Annotated in this window: 13 protein-coding genes and 1 pseudogene; 6 read left to right on the top strand and 8 right to left on the bottom strand. The window is 37.9% G+C overall.

The features are described from left to right. Window positions 1–77: 77 nt before the first annotated feature. Together LCL96_RS17985 and LCL96_RS17990 are read right to left on the bottom strand one after the other, a co-directional pair. Window positions 78–1,907 carry a cell wall-binding repeat-containing protein gene (locus LCL96_RS17985; RefSeq protein ID WP_224943669.1) on the bottom strand — a complete coding sequence of 610 codons (1,830 nt, stop codon included), beginning with the start codon at window positions 1,905–1,907 and terminating at the stop codon, window positions 78–80. Between the two features lie 112 nt (window positions 1,908–2,019). Continuing rightward, window positions 2,020–4,059, bottom strand: a complete 2,040-nt coding sequence (locus LCL96_RS17990) for a cell wall-binding repeat-containing protein (protein ID WP_224943675.1) — start codon at window positions 4,057–4,059, stop codon at window positions 2,020–2,022. Window positions 4,060–4,165: 106 nt separating this feature from the next. On the opposite strand from LCL96_RS17990, the pseudogene LCL96_RS17995 reads away from it, so the two are divergent. Next, window positions 4,166–4,278 (top strand): annotated as a pseudogene (locus tag LCL96_RS17995) (IS1595 family transposase); the annotation flags it as partial. Between the two features lie 108 nt (window positions 4,279–4,386). Further along, window positions 4,387–4,851, top strand: coding sequence for an SRPBCC family protein (locus tag LCL96_RS18000; protein ID WP_224943677.1), 465 nt, complete (start codon window positions 4,387–4,389; stop codon window positions 4,849–4,851). A 68-nt stretch (window positions 4,852–4,919) separates the two neighbouring features. On the opposite strand, the gene LCL96_RS18005 is transcribed toward LCL96_RS18000, so the two are convergent. From LCL96_RS18005 to LCL96_RS18015, 3 genes are all read right to left on the bottom strand, one after another. Then, window positions 4,920–9,155, bottom strand: a complete 4,236-nt coding sequence (locus LCL96_RS18005; RefSeq protein ID WP_224943679.1) for a cell wall-binding repeat-containing protein — start codon at window positions 9,153–9,155, stop codon at window positions 4,920–4,922. A 261-nt stretch (window positions 9,156–9,416) separates the two neighbouring features. Next, window positions 9,417–10,730 carry a cell wall-binding repeat-containing protein gene (locus LCL96_RS18010; RefSeq protein WP_224943683.1) on the bottom strand — a complete coding sequence of 438 codons (1,314 nt, stop codon included), beginning with the start codon at window positions 10,728–10,730 and terminating at the stop codon, window positions 9,417–9,419. A gap of 173 nt (window positions 10,731–10,903) precedes the next feature. Beyond that, window positions 10,904–11,848 (bottom strand): NAD-dependent epimerase/dehydratase family protein, encoded by a 945-nt coding sequence (locus tag LCL96_RS18015; RefSeq protein WP_224943686.1) that lies wholly within the window; start codon window positions 11,846–11,848, stop codon window positions 10,904–10,906. Window positions 11,849–12,134: 286 nt separating this feature from the next. Between LCL96_RS18015 and LCL96_RS18020 the strand changes: the two genes are divergently transcribed. Both LCL96_RS18020 and LCL96_RS18025 read left to right on the top strand, forming a co-directional pair. After that, complete coding sequence (locus tag LCL96_RS18020) at window positions 12,135–13,535, top strand: cell wall-binding repeat-containing protein (protein ID WP_224943689.1); 1,401 nt, start codon at window positions 12,135–12,137, stop codon at window positions 13,533–13,535. A gap of 139 nt (window positions 13,536–13,674) precedes the next feature. Continuing rightward, window positions 13,675–14,229, top strand: a complete 555-nt coding sequence (locus LCL96_RS18025; protein WP_224943692.1) for a hypothetical protein — start codon at window positions 13,675–13,677, stop codon at window positions 14,227–14,229. Between the two features lie 84 nt (window positions 14,230–14,313). Here the strand turns inward: LCL96_RS18025 and LCL96_RS18030 are convergent, their stop codons facing one another. After that, window positions 14,314–15,426, bottom strand: a complete 1,113-nt coding sequence (locus tag LCL96_RS18030) for a heparan-alpha-glucosaminide N-acetyltransferase domain-containing protein (protein ID WP_224943695.1) — start codon at window positions 15,424–15,426, stop codon at window positions 14,314–14,316. Window positions 15,427–15,870: 444 nt separating this feature from the next. Here LCL96_RS18030 and LCL96_RS18035 point away from each other — a divergent pair, with 444 nt between their 5' ends. Further along, window positions 15,871–16,719 (top strand): zinc metalloprotease HtpX, encoded by an 849-nt coding sequence (locus LCL96_RS18035; RefSeq protein ID WP_224943698.1) that lies wholly within the window; start codon window positions 15,871–15,873, stop codon window positions 16,717–16,719. A gap of 311 nt (window positions 16,720–17,030) precedes the next feature. Here the strand turns inward: LCL96_RS18035 and LCL96_RS18040 are convergent, their stop codons facing one another. Next, window positions 17,031–18,512: a cell wall-binding repeat-containing protein gene (locus LCL96_RS18040; protein WP_224943701.1), complete on the bottom strand. Its 1,482-nt coding sequence runs from the start codon at window positions 18,510–18,512 to the stop codon at window positions 17,031–17,033. A 583-nt stretch (window positions 18,513–19,095) separates the two neighbouring features. Here LCL96_RS18040 and LCL96_RS18045 point away from each other — a divergent pair. Further along, a complete protein-coding gene (locus LCL96_RS18045; protein ID WP_224943704.1) occupies window positions 19,096–20,163 on the top strand; it encodes an acyltransferase in 1,068 nt (355 codons plus the stop codon). Window positions 20,164–20,539: 376 nt separating this feature from the next. Here the strand turns inward: LCL96_RS18045 and LCL96_RS18050 are convergent, their stop codons facing one another. Then, window positions 20,540–21,502: a glycosyltransferase family 2 protein gene (locus tag LCL96_RS18050; RefSeq protein WP_224943707.1), complete on the bottom strand. Its 963-nt coding sequence runs from the start codon at window positions 21,500–21,502 to the stop codon at window positions 20,540–20,542. Between the last annotated feature and the right edge of the window lie 8 nt (window positions 21,503–21,510).

A 21,510-nucleotide genomic window follows, 5' to 3' on the forward strand; every position in this document is an offset into this window, starting at 1 on the left:
TCCGTTATATTTCCAACTAAAAGACCCTACCATCATATGATAGAGTCTTACAGGTTAATCTTATAAAATAGTTTCACTTAATAAAAAAGTTTTTTGTACACTTTCCCCAGTTCACCTTCCACGTTTAATGCCTTGTAGCCACCCATTAAATAGTACTGTTTATATTCAGACTCGGTAATAAACGTCTTAACAGGGACAGGAAGTTCTTCTGGATTGGATAAAATGAGTGGAGCATCTTTCTTGGCTGCAAGGACGGAACCCGCCAAAGCGTCAGGGAAGTTACTGCCACTTGCCACTAATACATTGTTACTCTGATTTCCCATTGGCAGAGTCTTCGCTACACCAATAGAGGTTTCATAGCGGTCTACGCCACTGATTCTTTGATCCGCTTCCATCTTTTTCATAACTGCACTGCTTACCGCCGCTTCTCCACCTACTACTATTCGTTCTTCGACTCCTAGAAGAGCTTTCATTGTCGCGCCTGGAACGTCATTCGTATTTGTTAACAAGATAGGTACAGCATTCTTCGAGGCATACGGAGCAACTGAAAGGGCATCCGGGTAATTATATCCATATGCAATAACGGCTTTACTAGCATTGGCATTTACTTCTCTTGCAATCAACTGAGCGGTCTCGAACCGATCTTCCCCACCGACCCTTTTTACACTAATATTCATTTGATTTAAAGCATCTGCCACCTCTGTCCCAACCGCACCCGTTCCGCCGAGTATAATAACATTAGTGGCATGTAGTCTCTTAATCTCTTCCTTAGTTACACCTGTTAATCTATTTTTCTCCGTCAGTAATAAAGGGGCATCATGCTTGAATGCTAAAGGACCACCAGTCAAAGCATCAGGAAAGTTATACCCTTGAGCCAGCACAACAGTTTTAGAGGTATTCCATCCTTCTTGTGAAATTTTCACTGCTGTATCAAAGCGTTCTTTCCCTGATAATCTTTTTCCTATTCTAGTTAATTCACTAGAAGAAACGTAAGCTTTCTCAATATTACTTTCCCTTTCCACATTGTACCAGACAAAGTGGTTAGCCTTGTTATTGGACTGATCATATTCGAAGTCATTTAAAACTTCCAGTACCTCTGTTTGACCCACAGGGAGCTTCCCAACTTGTTCAGAGCCTGAAGAAGGAGACTTTCTAAAAGGGGATGCTTCTGCTGAAACGACTAAATCTCCAGAGTGGAATCTATGCTTTGTAGTATGAGAACGCCCCTCTACCTCAAAATGTTTTGTGTTAAATAACAAATTATAGTCAGGTGAGCCGGAATAAGTGAAATCTGAAGTAGTAAATGGGATGTTAACTCTATCAAATATCCCTGGATTTCCGTTCGTAAGTTTTTTATAAACTTCATCCTGATAAGAACTATAATTTCTATTTCCATTAGACATATAAATTGGACTATTGACTTGCTTTTTACCATTATAAGCAAGAAGAGCAAAATACCAGTTCTCTAATGTATCTCGTTCATTTTCTCCCACAGTCGGAATGCTGGAAGAAGTCCAATTTGATAATCCACTTTTTCCCTGATTCCATTTCTTGTTTAAAATCTCGATTCCTGCTTGAATATTATAACGAATGTCAGTCTTCAAGCGATCAACATCGTAACCCTCTGTAGTGGTAACTTGCATGATTCCGATACCGTTATCACTTGATATAAAAGGCTCTCCATTTTCAAATTGCTTCCAATCACTTTCTTTCTCAGCTAATGCTTTTACAATTTCAGGTGGAACATCTTGTGCCAACGCTGCCTCTGTCAACATTTTATTGAGTTCAATCGGAGATGGATTTTGGAATTCAGCAGCGTAAGCTTTTCCTTCTCCAGATTTGCAGAGCGAAGAAGTCAACATCACGACCGCCAGACTGAAACCGATTTTCTTTATAGTAGATTTCATTTCAATCCTCCGTTTCTGTTATATTATTCCAAGTACTATCGTATCACATATTATATGAAACTTTAACAATATTTCACATTAAAAAAGATAGATAGAGACTTGAATTCTCCACCTACCTCATATAATCATCAATCTTCCATGCGTTTTCAACGGATATTGCCCCCGCACCCCCAAGAATACGGTAATTCTGAGTTGCCAAAAGCTGTGTAGTGTCTTTTAATATTGTCGTATCATTATTGTTGACCAATAACACTGGACTACCCGTTCGTGATGCGAGTGGACTAATGCTTAATCCATCAGGGAAATTTTCACCAGTGGCGAAATAAAGAACTCCCCCCTCATCTGTTGAGAAGGTCTGCTGAACTTTATAATTTGTCTCGTATCGATCTGTACCGGAAATTCTAAATTCCCCCTGAAGGCCATCCATTACCCCTTTTCCTATTACTGCTTCTCCACCGATGACATATGGTTTGGTAATGCCCTTCGCCTTAATATATGTTTGAACATCAGAAGGGATGGTTTCTTTTTGCACGAACAGTACTGGATAGAGCTTACTACCACTATAGGAAGCTATAGAAAGGGCATCTGGATAATTTTCTCCTGACACAACGAAAGCCTTATTGGTTTTAAATGGGATCAAATTATTAATGGCAACCGCAGTTTCATATCGATTTTCCCCATAAATTCGTTTTATTTTTATATTTAAATTATTTATCTCTTTTTCAATATCCTTGGCTATTGCTGCTTCCCCACCAATAATAAGGACATGCGTAGGGGCTAATCGTTTTAGCTCCTCTTTTAAAGAAGAGGTTAGTTCATTTTTCACTAAAAGGATTGGACTATCAAGATAAGAGGCTAATGGAGATGCTGCCAAGCTGTCCGGAAATGAAAGTCCGCTTGCTAAGATGACGAATTTCCCTTTCTGACTTTCTCCATTTATGGTTACCTCGTTCTCTCTTAAATTCTCCCATCCCGCCTTTGATATTTCAATAGCAGTTTCTACTGAAGTAGCTCCAGATATGCGTCTTTTAGTCTGAACATAATCCAATGATGATTTAGCGTTAATAAGACCTTTCCCCAGAAGCTCGACATCAGGTAATGGGGTTGAGGAGCTCTCAAGAATTTCTTTCACCTGCAACCCTTTAAGAAAAGGATATTGCTGCTTAACAATAGATGATACGGAGCTCACTATGGCTGTTGACATGCTGGTGCCGCTTAATGAGTGATATCCATTTATCCAAGTGCTGAAAATATTCGTTCCTGGAGCTGAAACATTTACATTTCCCCCATAATTTGAGAAATCAGACTTTGTAAGAAAGGAAGAGTCAATGCTTCCTACTGCAAGAACATTGGGGTAATTAGCAGGGTATAAGACAGCATGTTCATTATCATTCCCAGCTGCGCTAACTACAAGGATCCCTTTGTTTACGGCATATTGAACAGCATCTTCTAATGACTTCATATTGCTGTAGCTGCCCAAACTTAAATTTATAATATCCGCTCCATGATCGGCAGCATATCGAATCCCTTCAATAACGGTCGACATGTACGTAGTTTTGCCCTCAAATACTTTAACAGGCATTAGGTTCACATTTTGTGCAGGAGAGGATATGCCCGTACCATTGTTGGTAATCGCACCAACTAAACCTGCTACGTGCGTTCCATGCCCTGTATTGTCCATAGGGGGTTCTTTATCGTTAATAAAGTTCTTCCCTTCTACCAATCTACTATGAAGGTCCGGATGCTGAAGATCTATTCCAGAGTCTACAATGGCTACCGTTACCTCTTCCTTAGGGTGGAATTCTTCCCATGCTTCTAAGATATTCATAGATGAAAAATCTTGTATTTGCTCTGAAAAATACGTATCATTTGGAACATTTTGAGTAAAAGCCAATTGATCAACTTCTGCATAATCGATGTCTTTATTTTGCTTTAATTTTAATAAGGTATCAGGTATCTCACTTTGCGGGACTGTTAGAACCTCATACTTAGATTCTAAAGGTTCTTTAGAAAATGTGGATACCTCGTCTTTCTTATCTTTATGTACAACTAAAATCCGAACTTCCTTTTGATTTGCAAGGCTCATCCCAGAAGGAATGACGAGGAAGGCCAGAAATAGTATTATTGAAGCAATAATACTCAGTTTATACAAGATCCATCACCTCTCAGCTGAATGTTTACATCATCTGTAAAAAGTATATAAGAAGGCTGAATGGTTGTCTATGGAATCTCTTACATTTTTTAAGAGAATCAGATAGGCCAGAGACCGAACAAAAGCAACCGTCTCCAATGTTGCTTGTATTGGCCGAGTTGTGGAATTAAGGATGATACTATGATTGGTTCTAAACTGACGACTGATAATGTACTCGTTACTTGATGCTTGTATCACATCTAAAATGTAGATGGTCTCCATTCTCGTATGAAACAATGGATACGCTTATCTTTTTTCAACACTAAATAAATGAAAGGTAAATTAAATATGCCTATAATTAAACACGATATTTTTATAAATGCACCGATCAATGTTTGTTTTGACCTTGCGAGAAACGTAGATGTACATACAGAAACAACAAGTAAAACAATGGAAAGAACGATTGATGGTGTTACAGTTGGACTGATGGAAAATGGTGATACAGTTACTTGGGAAGCCACCCATCTAGGAGTAAAACAAAAATTAACTGCTAGGATAATAGAGATGGAAAAGCCATATAAATTTACAGATGTTATGGTAAAGGGAGCATTTCACTCATTTACACACACACACGAGTTTATAGAAAGTGGCACAGGGACTATTATGAAAGATACCTTTTCTTATAAATCTCCTTTTGGCATTCTTGGAGTAATTACTGATAGATTATTTTTAGAAAAATATATGAGAAATTTTATTATATATCGTGCAAAAGAGTTAAAAAGGATAGCTGAAAAAATAAGCAATAAAATTTAACAAAGCCTAAGTCAAAAAAAGAGCCATTCACTGAATTCCAGTGAATGGCTCTACCGTTTACATTCTAATTATTTTGTTACTTTTTTCTGAAGATCTTCTCTAGCATCTTCACTTACTGCTGCCTTACCACCAAGGACGGTGATAGAAGAAATTTTATTTTGGTACAAATACTTTGTTAAGAAAGAATCTACTTCTTTTGGTAACTCACTTGGATCCACTAATAATAGTAGTCCATCATTGTCAGTCACAAGAGGAGCTGCCGATAGCGCATCCGGGAAGTTCTGGCCACTTGCTACATATAGTTTTTCAGTGGTACCTGCAAACTCAGACAGAATGGCCGTTAAAGTTCCATATCGGTTGACACCTGAAAGTCGTTTTACATCTACAGCTACCTTCTTAGCTTCAGTAACAACATTTTCAGCAATAGCTTCCTTGCCTCCAAGAACAAATACTTTCTCATCTTCAAGAAGTGCTTTTGCTTCATCAGACAACTCTTCTCCGTCTGTTAAGATAATTGGCATCTCATTAGCACCTGCTATTGATGCCGCACTTAATGCATCCGCAAAGTTTTTACCCGTAGCGACAAACACTCCATTGCCTGTAAAACCAAGTTCTTTAAGTTTTGAAACGATTGCCAGGTTAGTACCGTAACGGTTTGGCATTTCTTCTGTCTTTAAACGTTCAATGTCAGAAGAATTGATGCTTATACCATTTAATTGTGTGTATACTTCAGAAGAAACAGCAGCTTCCCCACCAAGGATATACACATTTTCAGCACCAAGACGTTTGATTTCATCTAATACTTCCTTAGAAAGCTTTCCATCACTTCCGACAGGTAAAATTGGAGCATCGATTGCTGATGCCAGTGGACCTGCAGATAGTGAATCCGGGAAGTTGTAACCCGTGGATAGGATGACAGTCTTGTATTTATGATCCTCCGCAAAGCCATCTTTATGAAGTTTCTTAGAAACCTCAATCGCTGTTCCAATACGATCTTCACCTGATACCTCTGTAATCATGTCACCATCTACTTTAATTGGAAGCAGTGATAATACTTCCTCTGTTTTTGTATCCAGTAGATATACAGCAGCGATTGAATTCATTGACTCAGATGGAGTCGTAACGTTAACGTCCGCAGTTAAGGATTTTCCTACTTTAAGGGTTTGAGCAGCATCTACTTCTACTTTACCTTCACCCTTTTCACCTGGGGATAAAACACCGAACTCATTGATTGTTAAATCCAATGTCGTAGTTGGGTCCATTGTAGCGTAGCCTTCAATCTCTATTGTATATGTGCCATCCGTTAGAGAAGTTAAAGAAATCTTCTCATCAGATGTTGCACCTGCAGACATGGCGATTCGATTTCCTTTTGAGTCCTTCAGATATAAGTCTACATCATCAGTTGCATGTGAAGGATTGGATGTTTGAATCTCTAAGGATACATTATTCTTCACTTTGATTTCTTGATGGTAGAACTGGTTCTTCCCTGGAACTTCCACTTTGTCCGATGAAATCTTAGGGGTACTAAATGGAACTCCTACAACCTTCACATCTCTAGCTTCCGAAAGATAGTTTGAGAATGTGGCAGACTTTTTAAATTCAGAGCCCGGTGCAGCTTTGCCTAAGTCGATTTTCCCCGGTTCCGCTACAACATCCTGAACAACAGCTTCTAATTGATATTTGTTAATCTCTTTACCTTCTTTAGGTCCTGATGTCCCATAAACATGTACTTCCCAAACTCCCGGCTTAGGAGACTTGAATACATGGTCCTCAACTCCAAGACCACCAGCTCCATATCCTGCATATCCTTGGAATTCGCTTACCTCAACTCCATCAGGATTAAATACGATGGCACGTACACGGCCTTTATAATCGTTATTTTCACTTAAGGCATTTAATGAAAATCGTACTTCACTCACACCAGGCTTCACATCAAATGTGTACCCATTTGTTTTAGAAGACTGAACCTCTCCCTCTTCACGGAAACGGAAGCGGTTATCTTGGTTAAATTCATAACCAGTGATAATTGTTTGAGCTGATCTCGCTTCAACATAAGGGGTAGACGCATCATCAAATATTAATGTCTCGGCATTTACACCTGTCTCTAATTTTGAAGCATCGTAATCTACTGTAATCGTCTTGCTTTCTCCCGCTTTCAAATCTATTTTAGATACGGAAGGTTTAATCCAATCACCTGTAGGAGAAACGTTTAGACTTTTATCTTCATCTGATTTATTTTCAACAAGTACTTCAACGGTTTCAGGAATCTCTTTATTTCGTACATATAGTCCTGGACCACCTGAAACTTTCTCTCCATGGTAAACTGTTACGTCTACTTCTTTAATATCTGTAACAAAGTTTTTTCTAAGGTACTCATATGCAGCAGGAACATCAATTAGTCCTCCACCTTCTTGAGCACGATTATATCCATCCAAATGATTAGCGGTTTGAATTAACGCTTCACGTGCAATTTCATAATTAAATGGAATACGGTCTTTCTCTGCAGCTGATTTAAGCAATGCCACTGCTCCAGCAACGTATGGTGATGACATACTAGTTCCCTGCATAACCACGTAAGGACCATTTTGAACCGGATGTGCAGCATAAGCTGAACCCGGGCCAACGATATCAGGCTTTTGATTACCAGCTTCGTTCGGTCCTACAGAAGAAAAGTACCATAAACCTTGTCCTTCTTTAGGAGAACCGTCAGCATTTTTTCCATAAGGGTAATAGTTGTATTCTTTAGCCCACATATCAGCTGTAATATGTGCACCAACTGAGATAATCGGCGCTACATCACCAGGAGACCCGACTGTATCTGCACCAGGACCCGAGTTACCAGCAGACGTAACAAATACGATATCGGTGTCTTCACTCAGAACAGACATCAGTTCTCCATAAGACCCCATGCCATCATTTAAATCAGGAGATGAACCTAAGCTTAAGTTTGCTACATCGACACCAAATCCACCTTTAGATTCAGGCAAAGCAGCATCAACCATTGCCTTTTGGATACTGAATGTAGGAGCCCCACCTTCAGCTTTAAATACACGCATCCCTACAAGCTCAGCCCCAGGTGCTACCCCTTCACCGGCAACGGCTCCAAATTCATTCTCCCTAGCCGGACCATTTGCCGCTGAAATACCTGATACGTGGGAACCATGACCGTTGAAATCCGTGAATAGGTTAATTTTCTTCAAACCGGCCCCGAACCAGTCTAACTCCATATCATTTACACGGAAGTTTGCACCAGCCTTTTTATCTGTTACATCAATATCAAACGTACCTGTTTCATTGTTCATGTACGCTGTTTCATCAGTAAAGTCCATATCCATGTCGGTATCGATATATACTTTATCTCCCGCCAGTAGTACCGAGAAATTATCAGAATTATTCTCTTCTGTACCACTGGTCCCATCTGCATTTAAATCCTGGTTAGTCCAGTAAGGGCTACCTTTCGGCTCAGGATTTGGCTCGAATGCCGTCATCCCTAAGTAAAACTTATCATCCGAAGCGTCTAAACCTGCAGTATTATATGTAGAGTCTCCAACAGTTACGCTGTCACCCTCAGCATGCCCACCATCAAATAGCACATCACCTTCAGATAGCAAGTTGATTCCATCACCCAGATACTTTTTATAACGGTCTTCAATACCGTACGAAATATTACGAGTCGAAATGGTATAATCCCTTACTGCCACAATTTTGGAATCACCATATTTACGTGTTCCCTCTTCTAATCCCTCTGTAAAAGATTCATGACCTGGATCCGGGCCCGAATCGATGATACCGATGCGTACTCCGCTACCATCAAACTTATCATGAAAATCATCTACTCCTGTAGGTGCATGGGTTTCTGCCTGATCAGGCTTTACCACAGCATCCTCGACTACTGTATTTTGACCTTTCACTGCCAATTCAGGATCATTTACAGTATCCAGCTGAATTTCAGCATTTTTACCCACAGTTCGAACACTCTTTAAGTCGAGAATATCCATTACTTTACGTGTGGGTACATCAGCTAAATAAACATAATTCTTATAGTTTTGCTTGACCTTAACTCCAAGCTTCTCTAATTCACCTGTCGCATCCGACTTTCCGTTCCCTACAATTACAAGCTCCTGAACGGCTTGTTCACTCATAGAAAGTGCCACAACTTCCGAGAGATTTGAAACCTTGAATTTTTTAGTTTCCTGTAAAGCAGCATCTGCTTTCTCAGGATTGTAGGTTGCTACTCCAGCGAAAGAAGAAGCTACTAGTGTAGCACTAGCCATTACTGAAAATACCTTTTTCTTAAACGTCAATCCCTTTTCCCCCTTGATAGATTAATAGTAATAGTTCGAAACACACCGTACTTTCCAAAAAAATATAATTATGGAAATATTCGAACTCTAATTTCCATTTTAGTCTCACTTAGTTCTTTAGTCAACAAAAGTAGACGATATTTTCAGAAAAAACACTATATTCTACCTAATATTTTATCCTTTTTAGTAGTGAGGTATAAGGATTGCTATTTCGGGAATATAAAAAAAGTTACTTACAAAAGTAAGCAACTTCTTAACCTATTAATTTATGACTTTAACCGCTCCTAAATAACGAGGTTTCCAATACACATTTCCCATACTGGTAATCTCTACTCCATCATTTCCAGCATGAATGAATTGATTCCCACCGATATAGATCCCGCCATGAGATGGTCCTGGTTTATAGGTTTCAAACATTACGATATCTCCAACCTCTGGAGAATTTGATCGGCTTCCAAAATTCCAGATGTCCGATGTCGTTCTAGGTAAGTCAATATCATATTTATCATATACAAAGTTTAAATAACCGCTGCAATCAAACCCGCTGGGTGTTGTTCCACCCCATTTATAAGGTGTTCCTATATATTGCTTTGCAGTTCTGATCAAAGAATCTGTATCAAACCCGAATAGGCTTTGAGCTTTTTCTGAAATCACTGATGTCCCACCAATAATAGTAAACTGATTTATCCCGAGTTTATCAACGGTTGATTTGACAGATGTTGGGACATTATTCGATTGAACCAGCATCACCGGTGAGCCCTTTTTAGCAGCGAGAACTGATCCTGTTAATGCGTCTGCATAGCTATCTCCTGCCGCAATGACTGTACTATTTGATCCAGAGTAATATTTTTCTGCAACTTTCGTTGCGGTTTCGTAACGATCTTTTCCAGAGATTCGAGTTGCACGCGGCAGTTGATTTTTAACGTTTTCACTTACCACCCCTGTGCCACCAACAAGAATTGAGGATTGATATTTACTCAAAGCTTTTTTTGTTTCTTCAGGAACGTAATTTTTTTCGGTTAATAATATGGGCATCGACTTACTAGCAGCAACGGGTGCAATGGCTAAGCTGTCAGGAAAATCCTTTCCGTATGTTACAATCACTTGAGAACCGCCAACTAATTCAGCAATTTTTGCCGCTGTTTCATATCTGTTTTCTCCAGCGACCCTTATGCTTTTGATTCCTAAATTCTTTATCTGATTTTCAACGGAGGGTGCAATGACTGAGTCTCCCCCCAATATGTATGCCTTATTTGGATTTAATCTTTTTAATTCTTCTTTGACGCTATAAGGAACACTATCTTCTGTTACTAATAGGATCGGTGCATTATATTTATCTGCCAGGGGAGCCCCAGCAAGTGCATCAGGAAAATTATTTCCTACAGCTATTACTACTGTATCCGCACTGTTCCATCCCTGCTTAGATACTTTAATAGCTGTCTCATAACGGTCAACACCACTTACCCTATCTATCTGTGTCCCTGCAGCAGCTGCAGGAGTTTGAAATATTATTAGAAATATGATGCTTACTACCGTGACGAAAGTAATAGATACAGGTTTGCGATAATTTGACATTTCTCAATTCCCCTTCTCTATAAATCTACAAAAACTATCATATCATTAAAATTTTCGAATAAATTTTACAGTTATGTAACAAAATTCGTCATATTCTCCTTCTTTTTTGCACGAAATGATGACAAACAGACGCAAAAATGCCCATCTCAAAATGAAGAGATGGGCATTTTACCTTATCTATTCAATTGTTCCCAATACTCTAATAGACCTTCTCTCATAGAATATTGCGGATTAAACCCTAAGGATTTCAATTCCGATATATCAGAGAAAGATTCTTGAATATCTCCAGTGCGTTCACTCAAATGTTCAACGGGCAAGGTAGTTTGGGTAACCTTTTCATACATCTGTATAAGCTCGTTTAAACTAGTTGGTACCCCTGTCCCTACATTGAATACTTTGCCAATAGCTCCTTGTTTTTCTGAAACCAGAAGATTGGCTCGAACCACATCTTTTACATAAACGAAGTCTCTAGTTTGTTCTCCATCTCCATAAAGAGTAAAAGAAACTTCCTCTTTATTAGCCAATTGCTTAAATTTATCGGTCAAGATTGAAACTACGCCTGAATAAGGTGAAGAGGGATTCTGCCTATTCCCAAAAACATTGAAGAAACGTACAGCTGTTGTCGGCATACCATATAGCCTATTATAGGCTAACACATACTGTTCTGATGCAAATTTATCAATTGCATATGGAGTTAGGGGCTTGATGACTGATGATTCAGTCTTAGGTAGTGTCGGCTCGTCTCCATATACAGCAGCAGAAGAAGCGAATACAAAACGTTCAATGCCACCTTGATTACGTGTTTCTTCTAACAATAACAAAGTTGCTTCCAGATTTGTCTGATGTGTATGGAGAGGATTTTCAACAGAGGCTGCAACACTCGCAATCGCACCTAAATGAAAGACCTTCTTAAAATGGGACTCTTTAAACAACGACTGAACGGTGTTAGAACAAGATATATCCCCTTCTATTATGGTTAGCCTTTCACTCTTCGGCAGGTTACCCAAAGAACCCATTGAAAAATCGTCTATTACAACTACCTGCTCGCCCTGCCTTAATAGTTCCTCTACGATATGAGAGCCTATAAATCCAGCTCCTCCCGTTACGAGAATTTTCATGTATATCAATTCCCCTTTCAAAATGGAGAGATAAGTTTTTATCACTAATTGAAAGTATATCAAAAAGAAAATCGGTAATCTAACTCGTCATTAAATTGTAATACAGCTACTATATTGCTACATGGAAGATGTCACTTTTTGTAGAAAAATAGTTCAATATTTGTCTAGTAATAATCACCTACGCAAATTATAATATTCTAGATATTACCAAAATCAATTTTGCAGGGAGGTATGCACTCAGGCATAATAATAATGAATTCACCTATTAAGGTTTTGGAGGAAAAAGATGATGAAAAAAGGGCTTGTTTGTCTATGCATTTTATTATTTATTTTATCACCTTCATTTGGGGAAAATGCAATGGCAGCAAATAATACTCACTCAATACCAGATAAAGTTGAAAGAAAAATGGCTTTATTGGGATACGACCAAAATGGCTTTTATGTAGAAGAAGAACCTAATAACTTATTTGAAGCAGCCAATGCCATTGTTTTAGAAGATGCAGTTACTGGCCGTCTCACCAAAGAAGACATTGATGTATTTAAAATAACACTTGAATCGGATGATCCATTTTATTTATACGGCGGTTCTTTTGTAGAAAATTCCTCCCTGAATTTAGATGTAACCCTCTACGATGAAGAGTATCATGCAATTTCACCTTCGGCGTTCGAAAAAGATGAAACTGGAGGGGTTTATGCAGAGTATTCCATTTCTTCTGGCACCTACTATATTGAGGTTAAAGACCACAACAATGCTGGAAATGAAGAGGAGTATTTCTTCATTTCCAGTCAATATACTATGGATACTTACGTGGATCGATTAGCCGGTATGGACCGCTATGAGACCGCCCTTGCCATCGCATACAGAGGATGGTTTGGAGGAACAGACGAAATTCTTCTGGCAACAGGAGACAATTTCCCCGATGCATTAGCTGGCGCTCCATTAGCATATTATAAAGATGCGCCTATTTTATTAACAACTAAAGATGCGCTTCATGAAACAGTGAAAGAGGCCATTTATGAACTTGGAATAGAAAAGGTAACCATTATAGGTGGTACAGGAGCGATTTCTAAGAATGTGGAAGATGATTTGAAAAACAAATATGGAGTAAGGACCATGCGTATTTCCGGAGTGGATCGTTATGAAACTGCAGTCGCCATTTCAAAGAAACTTCCTCAAAGTGATACAGCTATTGTCGTAAGTGGAACGAACTTCCCCGATGCTTTATCAGTGGCTTCTTTTGCAGCCCAATACGGATACCCGATACTCTTATCTGAAAAAGCTAAGATTCCTTCTGCAACATTAGATCAATCAAAATCTTATTCTTCCAGTTATGTAATTGGAGGAACTGATGCAATTAATAACTTGGTTTTCAGCAAACTTAATAAACCTATTCGCATTTCAGGTCAGGACCGGTACGAAACATCAGTAAATGTGGTAAGTCAGCTTAATATGGATACAACCTACTTATTTCTTGCTACAGGTACAAAATTTGCTGATGCATTAACTGGTTCAGTACTAGCTGCCTATTGGGGAGAACCCTTACTACTAACCCCTCCCAGCAAGCTAAACTCGCAAGTCAGGGACATTATTTCAGAAAATACCTATGGTGTCACGATACTAGGCGGCACAAGTGTAATGAATAAAAGCCTAGAAGATGAAATTAGGTTAATCCTCCAAAGAGATTAAAATTCAACGCACAGTGTACTCCTATAACAGGGAGTACACTGTTTAAATAGCAGAATTTTCTAAATTTACCCACTCACCTTTTAGAACTCATGCTAGAATAAGAAGAAAGGTAAAGATTCCATAAGAAAGAAGGAAAAAAATGAATTCATTGAACGTATCCGTAGCAAATATATTTAAGCGTATTCTAGCAAACGGTAATCGAAATATTCTCAGAGATAATGTAAATAATAGTTTATTAGATCTACTGGAACAGTCCCAGAATGAAACTCAATATATCGCTAACCTTACGAAACAAATCGTTCTTAATATTGAATCGACTAAAGCGTCATGCGCTATATTACATCAATTTATTAATAATGGTGAGTATCCACATTTACCTGTTGTACATAAATCAATCAAAAAAACACAAGCAACAATTAATCGTAATATGCCTAACTTGTTGCCTGTTTATACAGAAGAGATGAAAATAGAACAATTAGATTATGATAAAGTAACTCAGCTGGAAATATACTATACTACGAGTCTGCTAGAGCTTCAATTATTCTTTGATTTCTTTAATTCCTTTGGTTCTGATACTAATAAAGAGCTTTTTGAAGCTCTTTTTCACCACCCGGCTCAAGAAGTCGGAAAAACAGTACTAGCATATATTTCTACCTATTCTACGTTACTATTCAAAAAAGAGCTAAGTACATAAAACAAGAAAAAAGGTGAGTCTATTTTCCCGATAGAGTCACCTTTTTTCTTATTTAAGCGTTTGGATCATTCACACTGCACTTCATTAAACTTTCAAATACCATCTCATCTTATGAAGAATTAATGCTACAGCCGTCCATAAACCTACCATCAATAGAGCATAAGTGATTTGTGGATAAGCAGTGAAGGTATCCACCCAGTTTACGAGGCTTCTATAGAGCGTTAGTTCTTCATTCCTAATCCTGAAAGTCACATGGAGCAGAATGGAAGAAAGAATATATTTACCGAAATATACTAAGAAACTATTTCGACCAAAGGCCTCAAAGTAGAAAACGATTGGCTTAAGTGCTGTTTCCTTCGCATCTATCTCTCTTTTATCAAATATAAGATATAAAAGGGATAATGTACTCGAAATAATCCCTGCAATTAGCAATGAAAATGCAGGATCCCAAATACGCTTATTAAATGGAAGATACTGATTCCATAGAAAAGATAAAGCAAATAATACTAAGGATATTCCGATTAACTCTTTCCAGGCCCCTGTTTCCTTTCTGGTCAAAAGAAGTCTCCCAAATGCATAACCTAACAAAACATTCGAAAGTGCCGAAAATGATGACATCAAACCTTCAGGGTCAAATCCTCGCTCCCCCTGATGATAGATATGGTTCTCTCCGAACACTTTACCATCCACTATACCCGAAAGATTACAACTTGGCTGAGGTAGTTGATTTTCACATCCTTGCCCCCAGATTAAAAGCCCGGAACCATATACAGTAGAAATGCCTAGGGCAATCAATATCAATATCAAAGGAGATTGAATCTTACGAGTAATCATATATGTAACTAAACCCAGAATTCCAAACATTTGAAGTACACCAGTGAACCTTAATATGGAAAGGTCCAAGCTCCAGGACACAATAATTGTGAAAATAAGCCCATATAGGATTAAACGAACCGTTCTTTTTAGTATTTTCCCCCATTTAACCCCGTGCTGATAAGCAATGGCCATACTTGCTCCAAATATCGTAATAAAGGATGGCAAAATAATATCTACCAGTGTCAGACCATACCATTCAGCGTGACGGGAATAGGCAAACTCATATTCCCCATAAGGAATCATACTCAAATAAACGGATAAGACCACAATGATCCCTCTCAGAATATCAAGCGAATACACTCTATTTTTTTTGATTAACATTCGTTCTTGCACCATAATCCTTCCGAAAATTAGCTTCCTATTTTTCCCTTATAAGTAAGTATACACTAGATATGAAACGCTTGATCATTTAATATAAAAAATTTATACATAATTTTCTTCATTTATGCTTACCAATTCCGCCTACCTTATTGGAACTTATCATTGATGATAAGAAACCCAACTCCCCTTGCTCCATAGACTCAGTTTGGACTCACTCTACCTCTGCAACTTAATTGACGAAAGCATACCAGCGTTACTTTATTCTCACTGTGTACAATCGATTCCCTTGTATAAACGGAAAAATCAAAATCGATAAAAATCTACATTTTTCCACATTCCTTCTATTATTCTATGATATACTAAAATGGATTTTTTTGAGAGGAGAAGAAAAATTATCTAATTTTGGAGTTGGAATTCTTTTAATTTACATAGGAGGGAAGCATATTGTACATTTTAGATTTTGCAAAACGTTTAACGAAAAAACAGAATATCGGCATTTTCATTTATCTTATCTTAAACACCTTATTGGTAATGGCTATATTTAAAAACCCTATAACCGGCTTTATCATTTATCTTATTTCTTTAGGGTTGGCCCTGTCTCCTTTTGGAGAATGGATTTTACGATTACAGCAAGGGTGCAAACCATTATCCCGAAAGGAACATAAAGAAAGATTAACCCCTCTGTTTAATGAGGTATCTAGTAGAGCTAAAGCAATAGATCCGTCCATTCCTGAAGGAGTAAAGTTATTTATTAGTAATGACTCCACTCCAAATGCATTTGCAACAGGCCGTAAGACAATTTGTCTTACAAAAGGGATATTAGAGTATAACGATGAGGAAATAAAGGCCATTCTAGCTCACGAATTTGGACACTTATCAGCGAAAGATACTGATTTTATCTTGATTGTTGCAGTTGGGAACATGATTGTCACTGCACTCTTTGTGATATATAGATTATTCATTTCATTTGTAGGTATAGTATTAAGTATGATTAATAATAGTCTAAGCACCTTACTGATGACTTTCTTAATCGATGTTGTCCTAGTTGGAGTAATGTGGTTATGGACAAAATTTGGAATTGTTTTGGTTATGCACTCTGTCAGAAAAAATGAATATGAAGCTGACGCGTTTGCCCACAAGTGTGGATTTGGTAATTCATTAATCCACGCCCTTGACCGCCTAAATGAAATTGACGTCCAATCTGCAAAAGGATTATGGGCTAACTTAGCTTCAAGCCATCCAGATCCAGATCAACGTATAGGTAAGCTGCAAGACTTGCAAGAGGCAGCTTAACGTTTAAGGGTAATACACTAAACACCCACAATGCGGTGATACTAAACGTTGGTATTCTTATCTTTTGAACTTTTAACCTTAACGTAGAACCCCCTTATTAAATGAAAGGGGGTTCTCTGTTAATCACACTTAACACATATATATTTCTTAGAAAGTTACTGTTTATTATATCCCCTACCCTACTCAATTTTTACTGTCACAAAGAGGAAAGTCACTCTTTTTCATTTAAGAATGCACTTGGAATATACAATGTCGGATAGGGCTTCGCTTTGAAAACTGAACCTCAAATTAGAGATTTTTAAAATCACATATTAATGACTATACAATTGGTCAACTACTTTATCTGAAACCGCACCTTCTCCTCCCAAGATTGTGTAGTACCAAGTACCATTAGCATCTATATAGTTTAAAACCGAAGCTGGTACTGAATTTTTCTCGACAAGAATAATAGGTTCGAAATATTTAGCTGCCAAAACCGAACCTGTGAGGGCATCTGCGAAATTCTGACCAGTTGCAATGGTGATCATTTCCCCTGGCATACCCAGCTTGGTGGCGATTTGAACTGATGTTTCATAACGATCACTTCCAGAAATTCTATAAGGATTCTTTCCAGATAATTGCTTCTCCACACTACTCGATATGACCGCTTTGCCACCCACTATAATCGTATCCGTTACGTTTACCAGCGCTCCCCGTGTTGCAGGATCCAATGTGTCCCTCGGAGTCAGGAGGATAGGAATTCGGTTAAAGGCTGCATAAGAGGCGATTGACAAAGCGTCAGGAAAGTTATCACCATATGCAATAATTGCTTCGCTGTAATAACCAAGTTCGGCTGCTATTTTTGCCGCTGTTTCATATCTTGTTTGGCCGCCTATTCGTTTAACCTCTAACCCGCTTTGTTCTAATTGAGTTTGAACTTTGCCGGATATGGCTCCCTCCCCTCCAAGAATTATGACCTTCCTTGCTCCTAATTCTTTAATTCGGTTCATTACTCCGGGATGAAGTTTATCTTTTGGATTCAATAATATTGGAGCATCCATTTGATAAGCTAACGGCGCTCCCGCCAGTGCATCGGGAAAAGTATTGTCTCTGGCAAGAACAACATTATCAGCACCTTCCGGCCACCCAGCCCTTGAAATTTCTATTGCCGTTTCATAACGGTCCTTCCCTGAAATCCTAAAGAAACTCCTCTCAGTATCTCCCGGCTTATCATCACCTGAAAATGCTGATAACCCGTAAGTCCCACCTGCACCATATTCATTTAGATCAAGGGCAGCTATGTAATATTCCCCTGGCGGCATTGAGTAATAAACCAAGAGTTTATCACTTCCGTCTATGATCCCGTCACTTGGATACAATACCTCCCCTGATGAATTGACCAGAGCAAATCCAAGATCATTTAAAGCGGAAAAGGTTGTCCCAACAAGATAGATATCCTGTTCTTTAGTTGTGTTAAGTCGATAAAGATCCAAGTCTCCAGCCCACCAGAAGGAACCCAGAGCAATATCCTCCAACAAAACGTTGTCTGCTTGCTCAAGAGTATCGTTGGGCTCTTGCTCAAACACTTCTCCCATTTCTGAGATTTTATCTGTTCTTTGATTCTTCATGAGTGTTTCTTTCATGTAAGTAAACTGTTCACTTTCGATCTTCTTCAATGTAGACTGCTTCGGAAACTTCTCGATTTGTTGCTTTATGGACTCTACACTTATAGTGTCATTGGATTCCGCACTTACAGGTAGAATCATGCTAAAGGATAAAACAGTTGCGATGATACAGACAAATAATGTTTTCAAATAAATCCATCCCCCTCTAATATGAAAAACAGATTGATTATAACTGTATACATAGTCTAAAGATGGAAAAATAGAAGTGAAATTTTGATCAATTTTTTATTTTGGAATCGAACTGATTATGAGAGGTGACTATAAGAGTGTATTAAAACAAAATATATGCGGGGCAGATTAACAGCATAGTAGTGATTTGTATCATAGGTTTCACAAGCTACTAATTAAGATAAGGTCTAACATCATATGACATTGACTTTTTAGTTAAAAAGGAATGTTACACAAAAATAAATAAAATTTGCCGTATCCCTCCTTTTGATTCATCTAAGAACAAGAACGTATATAACTCTATTATAATAGTCCTACCATACTTTATAAGCAAAGACTTCTCGACAACTTTTGAGGTCTGTCCCCCACTTTGATATGCGATGTGGATGATTTTGTTTTGTTTTACATCTTTACTATCATCTGGATAGATTATTACTCTCTCCTACTTTTTCGTTAAAGTATTCTTACATCTAAGATTTACAACTACATTTCGTCTACCATTGGGTAAGAAGAAGTGTACTAACGATCTTAGGATGTGAAATATATGAGTAAAACAAAACACCATATTTTTGAAATACATTTTTTACGAGCTATTGCCTGTTTATTAGTTGTTCTTGTCCATGTATCAGGATCATATTTCCATCAACAAGGCCAACACTTTAATGAATATACATTATTTATTAATCAAATCAGCCGATTTGGAACACCTATGTTTTCACTGATCAGTGCTTTCCTCCTTACCTATCAAATTCGTAAGAAAGGTTTTAATTTAAGAAGATTTGTATCTAGCAGATTCACTAAAATTGGCCTCCCATTTTTATTTTGGAGCATCTTCTACTTATTATTTATGTATCTATTAAATGGTGAAAATCCGTTTAAGTTCGGTATAAAACCCTTTTTGGTCAATTTTGCTTTCGGAAATTCTGCCTATCATTTATACTTTATGTCGATTGTTTTCCAATTTTACTTATTGTTTCTATTTTTACAACGGTTTCGCTCAAAATTAAGCTGGACGGTTTTAATGAGCATCGCAGTTATGATTAATATTTATTTCTTAAACTGGTTTTCACCTGATCAGGCAGATGGAATTTGGAGAGTGATGTTGACTCAACGTGCTTTTTTACCTAACTGGATTTTTTATTTTATTTTTGGCGGATTTTTAGCCTATTACTGGGAACCTTTACTGAGTTTCTCTAAAAAATCCAAGGTTTTCTTGAGTATTGCTGCTTTATTCATTATCCTTGGAGCTGTTTGGGAATATAAGCTCAATGGTTCGATTTCATCTAACAGAACTACTAACATCATTAACCTGCCAATTCTCACTCTTTTCGTGATGGGAATTGGGAGCAATATTACGGATTTAAAATGGGTGAACGGCTTCTTTGCAAAAATCGGTACGTTTTCAATGGCAATCTACCTGGTACATCCATTTGTCTTGTTCATTTTTCAAGAAATAGCTCCTGCATTTGTTTGGAAAACGTCTTTTTTCCCGATCGTATTTGGTGTCATTTTAGCTACAACGATTCTTATCATTAAAGGTATTCAGTTGATACCTGGGAATCAATATATCCTTACCGTTCCAAGAATGAAACTCCCTACTCAACAAACCTGATTCAAATATGTCATAGATTTAAGAGAAATAAGAAAAACATTTCCTCTCTGAGGAATGCTATTCTGAGGATGGGACAAAACAAATACACTTCAGTATAAAGGTAACAACAAATAATACTTTTAGTATCTGCCATTCAAGCTGTTGATTTCCAAGGAAGAATTCGCTTTCCTCGGGCCCGTTGGGTAAGTCACTGTTGAGGAGAGATGAATCAATCTAAAGTTTACGACGAAAAAGGTTCAATCATGTATTTTTACATGATTGAACCTTTTTCTGCTGTGAATAATTTTGTGATCGTTTTAATCTGGATTAAGATGAAGTAATGGTTTTTTCTACCACAAGAAGTGTCAGAATAAAATCGATTACGTCATTTTCCAAGTCATAATTTTAGTTGATTAACTTCTTGAGAATCATTTATATTTGTTGTTTCTTTTACAATATAAATCGGTCTATTTTTACTTTCATCATATATTCTCGCAATATACTCGCCTACTATTCCCATACCAAGCAATTGAACGCCACTAAAGAAAGTGATGGCCACCATGATGGAAGCCCAACCCGTTTCCACTTCTCGTCCAAATAGCTTAACTAAAATCGCATACACCAGGACCAGGAAGGAGATTAAAACTGAAAAGAAGCCGATTGTCATGACGAGTTTCAAGGGTTTAGTCGAGAATGCAATGATTCCATCTGAAGCAAACTTGATCATTTTTTTCAGTGGGTATTTCGTTTCTCCTGCAAACCTTTCATCTCTTTCATATTCGATAAACGTCTGTTTAAATCCTATCCAGGAAAACATCCCTCTGACAAAGCGGTTACGCTCAGTCATCGTCTTGAACACATCGGCCGCTTTACGATCGATAATTCTGAAATCACCTGTATCTTTTGGAATGTCAATATCCGACATATAATTAAGGAATTTATAGAAATACTTTGCCGTAAGCAGTTTGAACTTGGTTTCGCCAGAACGCTTTTTTCGTTTTGCATAGACGATTTCATAGCCCTCTCGCCACTTTGAAATGAGAGTGGGGATGACTTCTGGAGGATCTTGGAGGTCTGCATCGATAATGACGATCGCGTCACCCTCAGCATAGTCGATCCCAGCTGTCACTGCTGTCTGATGACCGAAATTGCGGGCAAAATTGACAATTTTCGCCTGACTGTCTTCTTCTGCAATTTCATTTAATATATCCAGGGTTTTATCGGTACTTCCATCATTTACAAAGATAAACTCATAGTGGATATTGTTTTCAATCATGACTTTTTTTAATCGATTATAACATTCCTGTGCCACTTCCTCTTCATAATACATGGGAACGACAACTGATATTAATTCTTTCATTATTTCCT

This window comes from Rossellomorea aquimaris (assembly GCF_020172085.1).
Lineage (GTDB): Bacteria > Bacillota > Bacilli > Bacillales > Bacillaceae_B > Rossellomorea > Rossellomorea aquimaris_E.

Coding starts and splice junctions, on each gene's coding strand:
- LCL96_RS17985 (WP_224943669.1), bottom strand. CDS start 1,907: ATGAAATCTACTATAAAGAAAATCGGTTTCAGTCTGGCGGTCGTGATG.
- LCL96_RS18045 (WP_224943704.1), top strand. CDS start 19,096: ATGAGTAAAACAAAACACCATATTTTTGAAATACATTTTTTACGAGCT.
- LCL96_RS18010 (WP_224943683.1), bottom strand. CDS start 10,730: ATGTCAAATTATCGCAAACCTGTATCTATTACTTTCGTCACGGTAGTA.
- LCL96_RS18000 (WP_224943677.1), top strand. CDS start 4,387: ATGCCTATAATTAAACACGATATTTTTATAAATGCACCGATCAATGTT.
- LCL96_RS18020 (WP_224943689.1), top strand. CDS start 12,135: ATGATGAAAAAAGGGCTTGTTTGTCTATGCATTTTATTATTTATTTTA.
- LCL96_RS18050 (WP_224943707.1), bottom strand. CDS start 21,502: ATGAAAGAATTAATATCAGTTGTCGTTCCCATGTATTATGAAGAGGAA.
- LCL96_RS18030 (WP_224943695.1), bottom strand. CDS start 15,426: ATGTTAATCAAAAAAAATAGAGTGTATTCGCTTGATATTCTGAGAGGG.
- LCL96_RS18025 (WP_224943692.1), top strand. CDS start 13,675: ATGAATTCATTGAACGTATCCGTAGCAAATATATTTAAGCGTATTCTA.
- LCL96_RS18015 (WP_224943686.1), bottom strand. CDS start 11,848: ATGAAAATTCTCGTAACGGGAGGAGCTGGATTTATAGGCTCTCATATC.